Here is an 8,949-nt window from a genome sequence, read left to right on the forward strand (position 1 = left end):
CCGCTCAACGCGTACGACACGGTGCTCCGCGAGACACCCGCCCGCCGGGCGATCTCACCGATGTTCACGAGTCGCTCCTTTCGAACCGGTTCGACAACTCGGCAGGGAGTGCCCACCGGTCGTGAGGTTCAGGGACGGGTCAGGGTCGAGAAGGACCGGTTGTCGAACCGGTTCGTGTGAAGCGAAGGTAGAAACCACCTCTACGCCTGTCAATACCCCGGGGCGCAATTCACCTGCCCCATGAGCCGCGGTGGGAGCCTGCAGTACAGGTGGCGCCGACCGACACCCCCTGGCGCCCGCTTCCCGGACCGCCGCGGAGGCGTCGATAGTCGAACCGGTTCACACGACCTGCGCGGTGGATGACCAGGCGCCAGAGCCGCTCGGCAGGTAACTGGAATCAGTCCGCCCCCGGGCGCTTGAAGCAGCAGTCGGCAATTGTCAGCTACGCGCAAAGACCGCGGCGAGCCCGGGGACACAACGGACATGCCCGGGGATGCGGCTCCCCTTTGAGGCGGGTCCGTCGCGACCTTCCTCGTGAAAGAAATCGTTGATCGACGTCTTGACGTCCTTCCGGAGTTTGCCGATAGTCATGGCTTAATCCGAACGATCGAGTGACAAGCCGGTCGCTCCAAATTGTTAGCGCTAACAATGCGCGGGCGGGCCGTCGGTGGGATCCGCTCGCCCGGACACGCCCGCCCGCCCCCGACCCATCAGCCCACCCCAACGCCCATCACCCCACCGGGAGCCGGGTGGGGAGCGGCTCGCTGTCCCGTACTCACTGAACGAGGGAGTTCATGGTGCCCGCCCTGCACGATTTCCGCCAACTGCGCCGGTGGCTGGTCGCCTCCCTGGCCGCGGTGGCGCTCGCCTTCGCCGGCCTTGTCGCCTTCAGCGGCGCCTCACAGGCCGCCGCACAAGGGCCCTGCGACATCTACGCGGCGGGCGGTACGCCGTGCGCCGCCGCGCACAGCACCACCCGCGCGCTGTTCGCCTCCTACAACGGCCCGCTCTACCAGGTGCAGCGGGCCTCGGACAATACGCTGCACGACATCGGCGTACTGTCCGCCGGAGGCGTCGCCGACGCCGCGGCACAGGACTCCTTCTGCGCGGGCACCACCTGCACCATCACCCGCCTCTACGACCAGACCGGCGGCGGCAACACCCTGGTCTACCAGGGGCCCGGCGGGACCGGCGGAGCCGACACGGCGGCCACCGCGACCACGGAAGCGGTGAGCGTGGGCGGCCAGAAGGCTTACGCGCTCTACATCAACCCCGGCAACAGCTACTTCGCCTACAACTCCGCCGGGGGCGTGCCGACCGGCAGTTCACCCGAGGGCGAGTACATGATCACGAGCGGCACCCACGCCAACGGCGGCTGCTGCTTCGACTACGGCAACACCGAGACCGACCACCACGCCGACGGCAACGGCGCCATGGACGCGATCAACTTCAGCACGGAATGCTGGTTCGGCGGCTGCAGCGGCACCGGGCCGTGGGTGCAGGCGGACATCGAAAACGGCCTGTTCAGCGGTGGCAGCAAGGCGTGGAACCCCAGCCAGGTCTCCGAGACCAGCCGTTTCGTCACCGCGATGTTCAAGAACAACGGCACCACCCAGATGGCCCTCAAGGGCGCCAACGCCCAGTCCGGGAGCCTGACCCAGCTCTACAACGGCGCGCTGCCCAGCGGATGGAGCCCCATGCACAAGCAGGGTGCCATCATCCTCGGCAGCGGCGGCGACTGCTGCCAGACCAACCACAACGCCAGCGCGGGCACCTTCTACGAGGGCGCCATGGTCAAGGGCTACCCCTCGGACGCCACCGACGCCGCGGTCCAGGCCAACATCGCCGCGGCCGGCTACAGCACCACCACCCCCTTCACCCCGGGCGCGAAGGTGTCGCTCCAGGCCACCACCTCCTGCTGCACCGGCGACTACCTGCAGCACGACACGAGCGACGACAAGGTCGCGATCGCGCCGGTGACCTCCGGCAGTTCCGCCACCGTCAAGGGCGACGCCACCTGGATCGTCCGCGCCGGCCTCGCCAACAGCAACTGCGTCTCCTTCGAGTCGGCCAACACGTCCGGCACCTACCTCAGGCACTACGCGTTCCAGCTCCACCTCCAGCCCAACGACGGCACCAGCCAGTTCGCCGCCGACGCCACCTTCTGCCCCAAGCCGGGCAACAGCGGCACCGGCTACTCGCTGCAGTCCTACAACTACCCTTCGAAGTACATCCGCCACTACAGCTTCACCGGCTACATCGCGAGCGACGGCGGCACCAACACCTGGGACACCACCTCGAACTGGGCCCAGGACACCAGCTGGCTCGCCGCCTCCCCCTGGAGCTGACGAGCAACCCCACGGGTCCGGTGGCGCCCATGAGGGCCGAAGCCGCACCGGACCCGCGGGCGCCAGCCCGAACCACCCCGTGAAGGAGTTTCTTCATGTTCAAGCCACCGTGGATACGCAGCGTCAGACGCGCGCTGCTCGCGGCCGGTGCCACCGCCGCGCTCGCCGCCGGTCTGCTCACCACCACGGCCACCACCTCCCAGGCCGCCACCCAGGGGCCGTGCGACATCTACGCCGCGGGTGGCACCCCCTGCGTCGCCGCGCACAGCACCACCCGCGCCCTGTACGGGACGTACAACGGCCCGCTGTACCAGATCAAGCGCGCCTCCGACAACACGACCAAGGACATCGGCGTGCTGAGCCCCGGCGGATTCGCCAACGCCGCCGCGCAGGACTCCTTCTGCGCGAACACCAGCTGCGTCATCACCGACATCTACGACCAGTCCGGCAAGGGCAACGACCTCACCCAGGCGCTCAAGGGCCACTGGCCCGGGCCGGCCGCGGGTGGCAACGACAACCTGGCCAACGCCTTCGAGGCACCGGTCACCGTCGGCGGGCACGAGGCCTACGGCGTCTACGTCGCCCCCGGCACCGGCTACCGCAACAACAACACCCACGGCATCGCCACCGGCGACCAGCCCGAGGGCGAGTACGCGATCTTCGACGGCACCCACTTCAACAGCGGCTGCTGCTTCGACTACGGCAACGCCGAGACGACCGGCAACGACGACGGCAACGGCACCATGGAGGCCATCTACTTCGGCAACAGCACGGGCTGGGGCCACGGCAGCGGCAACGGCCCCTGGGTCATGGCCGACCTGGAGAACGGCCTGTTCTCCGGGGTCAACCGCGGCCTCAACGCGGGCGACCCCAGCGTCAACAACCGGTTCCAGACCGCCATCGTCAAGGGCGGCCCGAACCAGTGGGCCATCCGCGGCGGCAACGCCCAGTCGGGCAGCCTGTCCACCTACTACAGCGGCATACGCCCCACCGTCGGCGGCTACAACCCGATGCAGAAGGAAGGCGCGATCATCCTCGGCATCGGCGGCGACAACAGCAACACCGGCCAAGGCACCTTCTACGAAGGCGTCATGACCTCGGGCTACCCCTCCGACGCCACCGAGAACGCCGTACAGGCCAACATCACCGCCGCCGGCTACAACAGCGGCTCCACCAGCACCGGATCGCTCACCCCCGGCTCCCGCATCTCCCTGCAGGCCACCACCGCCCCCTGCTGCACCAACGACTACCTCCGCCACGACGACGCCGACACCAAGGTCGTCATCTCCAACATCAGCTCCTCCAGCTCCGCCACCGACAAGGCCGACGCCACCTGGATCGTCCGCGCCGGCCTGGCCAACAGCTCCTGCCTGTCCTTCGAGTCCGCCAACAACCCCGGCCAGTACCTGCGCCACTCCAACTACGAGCTCTACCTGAACACGGACAACGGCGGCAGCTCCTTCGCGCAGGACGCCACCTTCTGCCCCACCACGGGCAACAGCGGGGCCGGCCACTCCTTCCAGTCCGTCAACTTCCCGACCAAGTACATCCGCCACTACAACTACACGGCCTACATCGCCAGCAACGGTGGAACCAACGCCTGGGACTCCACGTCGTCGTGGGCCCAGGACACCAGCTGGCTCACCGCTTCTCCCTGGAGCTGACGAGCAACAAGCCCCGGGTCCGGTGCCGAAGAGAGCCGATCCGCACCGGACCCGGAGGCGTCGACGCAACACGCATCCGCACAGCCGGACACCGGCAGTTCGTCGACGCGCACATCACCCACCCTGTGAAGGAGTTTCTTCATGTTCAAGCCACCGTGGATACGCAGCGTCAGACGCGCGCTGCTCGCGGCCGGTGCCACCGCCGCGCTCGCCGCCGGTCTGCTCACCACCACGGCCACCACCTCCCAGGCCGCCACCCAGGGGCCGTGCGACATCTACGCCGCGGGTGGCACCCCCTGCGTCGCCGCGCACAGCACCACCCGCGCCCTGTACGGGACGTACAACGGCCCGCTGTACCAGATCAAGCGCGCCTCCGACAACACGACCAAGGACATCGGCGTGCTGAGCCCCGGCGGATTCGCCAACGCCGCCGCGCAGGACTCCTTCTGCGCGAACACCAGCTGCGTCATCACCGACATCTACGACCAGTCCGGCAAGGGCAACAACCTCACCCAGGCACCCGCGGGCGGAGCCGCAAGCGGGCCGGACAACCTGGCCAACGCCTTCGAGGCGCCCGTCACCGTCGGCGGGCACGAGGCCTACGGCCTCTACGTCGCCCCCGGCACCGGCTACCGCAACGACCACACCACCGGCATCGCCACCGGCGACCAGGCCGAGGGTGAGTACGCGATCTTCGACGGCACCCACTTCAACGGCGGCTGCTGCTTCGACTACGGCAACGCCGAGACCAACGACCACGACACCGGCAACGGTCACATGGAGGCCATCTACTTCGGCAACAACAAGGTCTGGGGCTCCGGCAGCGGCAACGGCCCCTGGATCATGGCCGACCTGGAGAACGGCCTGTTCTCCGGCGTGAACCAGCACCTCAACTCGGGTGACCCCAGCGTCAACAACCGGTTCCTGACCGCCATGGTCAAGGGCGGCCCGAACCAGTGGGCCATCCGCGGCGGCGACGCCCAGTCGGGCAGCCTGTCCACCTTCTACAACGGTGTGCGCCCCAACGTCTCCGGCTACAACCCGATGCACAAGGAAGGATCGATCATCCTGGGCATCGGCGGTGACAACAGCAAGGGCGCCCAAGGCACGTTCTACGAAGGCGTCATGACCTCGGGCTACCCCTCCGACGCCACCGAGAACGCCGTACAGGCCAACATCACCGCCGCCGGCTACAACAGCGGCTCCACCAGCACCGGATCGCTCACCCCCGGCTCCCGCATCTCCCTGCAGGCCACCACCGCCCCCTGCTGCACCAACGACTACCTCCGCCACGACGACGCCGACACCAAGGTCGTCATCTCCAACATCAGCTCCTCCAGCTCCGCCACCGACAAGGCCGACGCCACCTGGATCGTCCGCGCCGGCCTGGCCAACAGCTCCTGCCTGTCCTTCGAGTCCGCCAACAACCCCGGCCAGTACCTGCGCCACTCCAACTACGAGCTCTACCTGAACACGGACAACGGCGGCGGCAGCTTCGCGCAGGACGCCACCTTCTGCCCCACCACGGGCAACAGCGGGGTCGGCCACTCCTTCCAGTCCGTCAACTTCCCGACCAAGTACATCCGCCACTACAACTTCACGGCCTACATCGCCAGCAACGGCGGCTCCAACGCCTGGGACTCCACGTCGTCGTGGGCCCAGGACACCAGCTGGCTCACCGCTTCTCCCTGGAGCTGACGAGAGACCCTGACCTAGGGTGGGCGGATGGCATCGATCAAGCAGTTCCAAGTCACCTTCGACTGCGCGGAACCCGAGCGCGTCGCCCGCTTCTGGTGCGAGGTGTTGGGGTACGTCGTACCGCCGCCACCGGAGGGGTTTTCGACCTGGGACGAGTTCGATCGCTCGCTGCCGCCCGCCGATCGGGGTGCGTGGTCCGCATGCGCCGATCCGTCAGGTGTGGGCCCGCGCCTGTATTTCCAGCGCGTGCCCGAAGGCAAGGTCGTCAAGAACCGGGTGCATCTCGACGTGCGGGTCGGCACCGGACTCGTCGGTGAGGAACGCCTGGCCACGCTCGAGGCCGAATGCGCACGGCTCGTGGCCCTCGGGGCGACCCGTGTGCGACTCCTGCCCGCCGATGGCGACAACGAGTCGTGCATCGTGATGCAGGACGTCGAGGGCAACGAGTTCTGTCTGGACTGAGCCTCTTCCGGGAGGCTCAGTCCGGCACGGACTGCTCGGCCCAGATCGTCTTGCCGGCGGGGGTGTGGCGGCTGCCCCAGCGCTCGGCCACCTGGGCGACGAGCAGCAGTCCGCGTCCGCCCTCGTCGAAGATCCGGGCCCGTCGCAGGTGCGGGGCGGTGCTGCTGCCGTCGGAGACCTCGCAGATCAGGGCGTCGGCGCGGATGAGCCGTAGCTCGATGGGGGCAGCGCCGTACCGGATGGCGTTGGTGACCAGCTCGCTGACGATCAGCTCGGTGGGAAAGACCAGCTCGGCCATTCCCCATGCGGCCAGCTGTTCGGTCGCCATACGGCGGGCTCCGCCGACGGCCGCGGGGTCGGCGGGCAGCCGCCAGGTGCGCACCCGGTCGGCCCCGAGACCGGACGTGCGAGCCAGCAACAGGACGATGTCGTCGGCAGCCGGATCTGACCGTACCTTGCGCAGCACCTCGTCGCAGGCCTCCTCCAGTTCGGCGGCCGGACGGCGCAGTGCCTCGGTCAGCAGGTCGAGGCCGACGTCGATGTCGCGGCCGGGGGTCTCGATCAGGCCGTCGGTGTAGAGGGCGAGAAGGCTTCCCTCACCCATGGCGATCCGTGCGGCCTCGAAGGGCAGCCCGCCCAGACCGAGCGGCGGCCCGGCGGGCAGCTCCACGACCTGTGCGGTGCCGTCGGCAGTCACCAGGACGGGCGGCGGATGGCCGGCCCGTGCCAGGTCGCACACGCCGGCGACGGGGTCGTAGACGGCGTACAGACAGGTGGCGCCGACCTCTCCGGAGGCGCCCTCCTCGCGGCGCGCCTCGGGACCCTCCTCCCGGTCGAGACGGATGACCAGGTCGTCCAGGCGGGTGAGCAGCTCGTCGGGTGAGAAGTCGGCGTCCGCGAGGGTGCGTACCGCGGTGCGCAGCCGGCCCATCGTGGCCGAGGCGCGCACCCCGTGGCCCACGACGTCACCCACCACCAGCGCGACCCGTCCTCCGGACAGGGCGATGACGTCGAACCAGTCGCCGCCGATCTCGTCCCCCGAACCGGCGGGGAGGTACCGGTAGGCGAGGTCCACCGCCCGCACTCGTGGCACCCGCGCGGGCAGCAGGCTGCGCTGGAGGGCGAGCGCGGTCCGGCGCTCGCGGGTGTAGCGGCGGGCGTTGTCGATGCTCACCGCCGCCCTGGCGGCGATCTCCTCGGCGAGGACCAGATCGTCCTCGCCGAAGGCGTCCGCCGTCCGGTGCCGCAGGAGGTGCATCACGCCCAGGGTGATGCCTCGCGCGCGCAGTGGCACCATCATCACCGAGTGGACCCTGAACCGTCTCATGCTCTCGGCTCGCGCCGGGGAGGCCGTCGTCCACTCGCGCAGTCGCGGGTCGCCGGCACGGTAGTGGGCACCCCGGCCGGTGATCAGGGTCTGTGCCGGTGGTGAGCCGGGCGGGTAGACATCGACGTCGCCCGCCCGGACCGCGGATTCGGGGCACCCCGAGAGCACCGACCGTTGCGCGATACGGCGGAACTGCACCGGCGTGTCGGGCGGTATCGGTTGCGGCTCGTCCCCCTGGACGACCGTCTCCAGCAGGTCGACGGTGACGAAGTCGGCGAACCCGGCCACCGCCACCTCGGCCAGTTCCTCGCTCGTCCGGGTCACGTCCAGGGTGCTGCCGATGCGGGCGCCGGCGTCGTTCAGCACCGCCAGACGGCGCCGGGCCCAGTACTGTCCGGTGATGTCGATGACAACCGCAGACACCCCGAGCACCTCGCCCGCCCGGCCCTTCAGGGGGGACAGATAGACGGACCAGGCGTGATCGCGGACCTCACCGGAGGCGCGGAACGGCTGCTCCTCGCGGAAGATCCTCTTCCCGGTGCGCACGACCTGCCGCTGAAGGCGGTCGATCTCGTCCAGGGGCGGGGCGGGGTAGATCTCCCACAGTGTCAGGCCCCTCATCTCCTCCTGTGTGAGCCCCATGGCACGGCTCATCACCTGGTTGCAGGCCACGAACCGGGCCTCGTGGTCGTAGACGGCCACGGGCAGCGGGAGCTGGGCGAGCGTGAGGTCCCACAGTTCCGCCGTCCCCGCGTCGGCCGGCGCGGCGGGGTACGTCGTCGCCGCCGGGGTGACCACCCATGAGGTCCGGGCCGCCCGGTCCGCCAGCGGCGTGCCCCGGAGCTGCACCTTGACCCGGTCCCCGTCCCGTTTCCGCAGCGCCACGTCACTCGTCCACGACTCGCCGGCGGCCAGGTGGCGGCGCAGCGCCGTGGGCAGCCTCGCGGAGAGCAGGGAGGCCGCCGGACGGCCGACGACCTCCTCGGACTCGTACCCGAGCAGTCGTCCCGCTCCGGCGCTCCACGCCATGACGGCTCCGCGGGCGTCGATGACGACGACGAAGTCCTCGGGTGCCCCCGCGTCCCTCGCTCCTGTGGTCCTGTCGGTTTCGTGGTCCATGGAAGGTTTCCCGGCGTCGTTCCTCTCGCCTCCCGGTACGGCGCCGCGTCAGCCATCACGGGCGCTGCCTCCAGCATCCCGCCACGGCACACCCTGCTCAACCCGCCGACGGGCCGCACCCCCGGGCCAGGGCCCGGTGGGGGCCTCGAAGACCGGCTCGGCCCGGCGGTCACGCGAGTGGTGCCGTGCCGACGGTCAGGGCCTCCCTCGAGCGCTGGTGTTCCCTGAGCCCTTGCTCGGTGTTGCTGACGTGGAGCAGTGCGGCGGCCTGGCTGAGTGCGGGGTCGCGGGTGGACAGGGCGTTGAAGATGGCTTCGTGTTCGGCGAGGGT

6 protein-coding genes and 1 pseudogene are annotated in these 8,949 nt (G+C 69.6%); 4 read left to right on the forward strand and 3 right to left on the reverse strand.

From position 1 onward, the window contains the following. The coding region (locus ACFYMM_RS43890) for a LacI family DNA-binding transcriptional regulator (RefSeq protein ID WP_388397362.1) at positions 1 to 68 on the reverse strand (68 nt) is incomplete at its 3' end. Positions 69 to 794: 726 nt separating this feature from the next. Between ACFYMM_RS43890 and ACFYMM_RS43895 the strand changes: the two genes are divergently transcribed. From ACFYMM_RS43895 to ACFYMM_RS43910, 4 genes are all read left to right on the forward strand, one after another. Next, positions 795 to 2,348 carry an alpha-L-arabinofuranosidase B gene (locus ACFYMM_RS43895; RefSeq protein WP_388398352.1) on the forward strand — a complete coding sequence of 518 codons (1,554 nt, stop codon included), beginning with the start codon at positions 795 to 797 and terminating at the stop codon, positions 2,346 to 2,348. A 95-nt stretch (positions 2,349 to 2,443) separates the two neighbouring features. Further along, positions 2,444 to 4,012: an alpha-L-arabinofuranosidase B gene (locus ACFYMM_RS43900; RefSeq protein ID WP_388398355.1), complete on the forward strand. Its 1,569-nt coding sequence runs from the start codon at positions 2,444 to 2,446 to the stop codon at positions 4,010 to 4,012. Between the two features lie 141 nt (positions 4,013 to 4,153). Then, the gene (locus ACFYMM_RS43905) at positions 4,154 to 5,710 is read left to right on the forward strand and encodes an alpha-L-arabinofuranosidase B (RefSeq protein WP_388398358.1); all 1,557 of its coding nucleotides are present in this window, start codon (positions 4,154 to 4,156) and stop codon (positions 5,708 to 5,710) included. A 27-nt stretch (positions 5,711 to 5,737) separates the two neighbouring features. Then, positions 5,738 to 6,172: a VOC family protein gene (locus ACFYMM_RS43910; protein ID WP_388398360.1), complete on the forward strand. Its 435-nt coding sequence runs from the start codon at positions 5,738 to 5,740 to the stop codon at positions 6,170 to 6,172. Between the two features lie 16 nt (positions 6,173 to 6,188). On the opposite strand, the gene ACFYMM_RS43915 is transcribed toward ACFYMM_RS43910, so the two are convergent. Both ACFYMM_RS43915 and ACFYMM_RS43920 read right to left on the reverse strand, forming a co-directional pair. Next, complete coding sequence (locus ACFYMM_RS43915; RefSeq protein ID WP_388398362.1) at positions 6,189 to 8,618, reverse strand: SpoIIE family protein phosphatase; 2,430 nt, start codon at positions 8,616 to 8,618, stop codon at positions 6,189 to 6,191. Between the two features lie 169 nt (positions 8,619 to 8,787). Next, positions 8,788 to 8,949: pseudogene (locus ACFYMM_RS43920) on the reverse strand (GntR family transcriptional regulator); the annotation flags it as partial.

Origin of the sequence: Streptomyces sp. NPDC006739, from assembly GCF_042869815.1 — a bacterium.
In the GTDB taxonomy this organism is placed as follows: domain Bacteria; phylum Actinomycetota; class Actinomycetes; order Streptomycetales; family Streptomycetaceae; genus Streptomyces.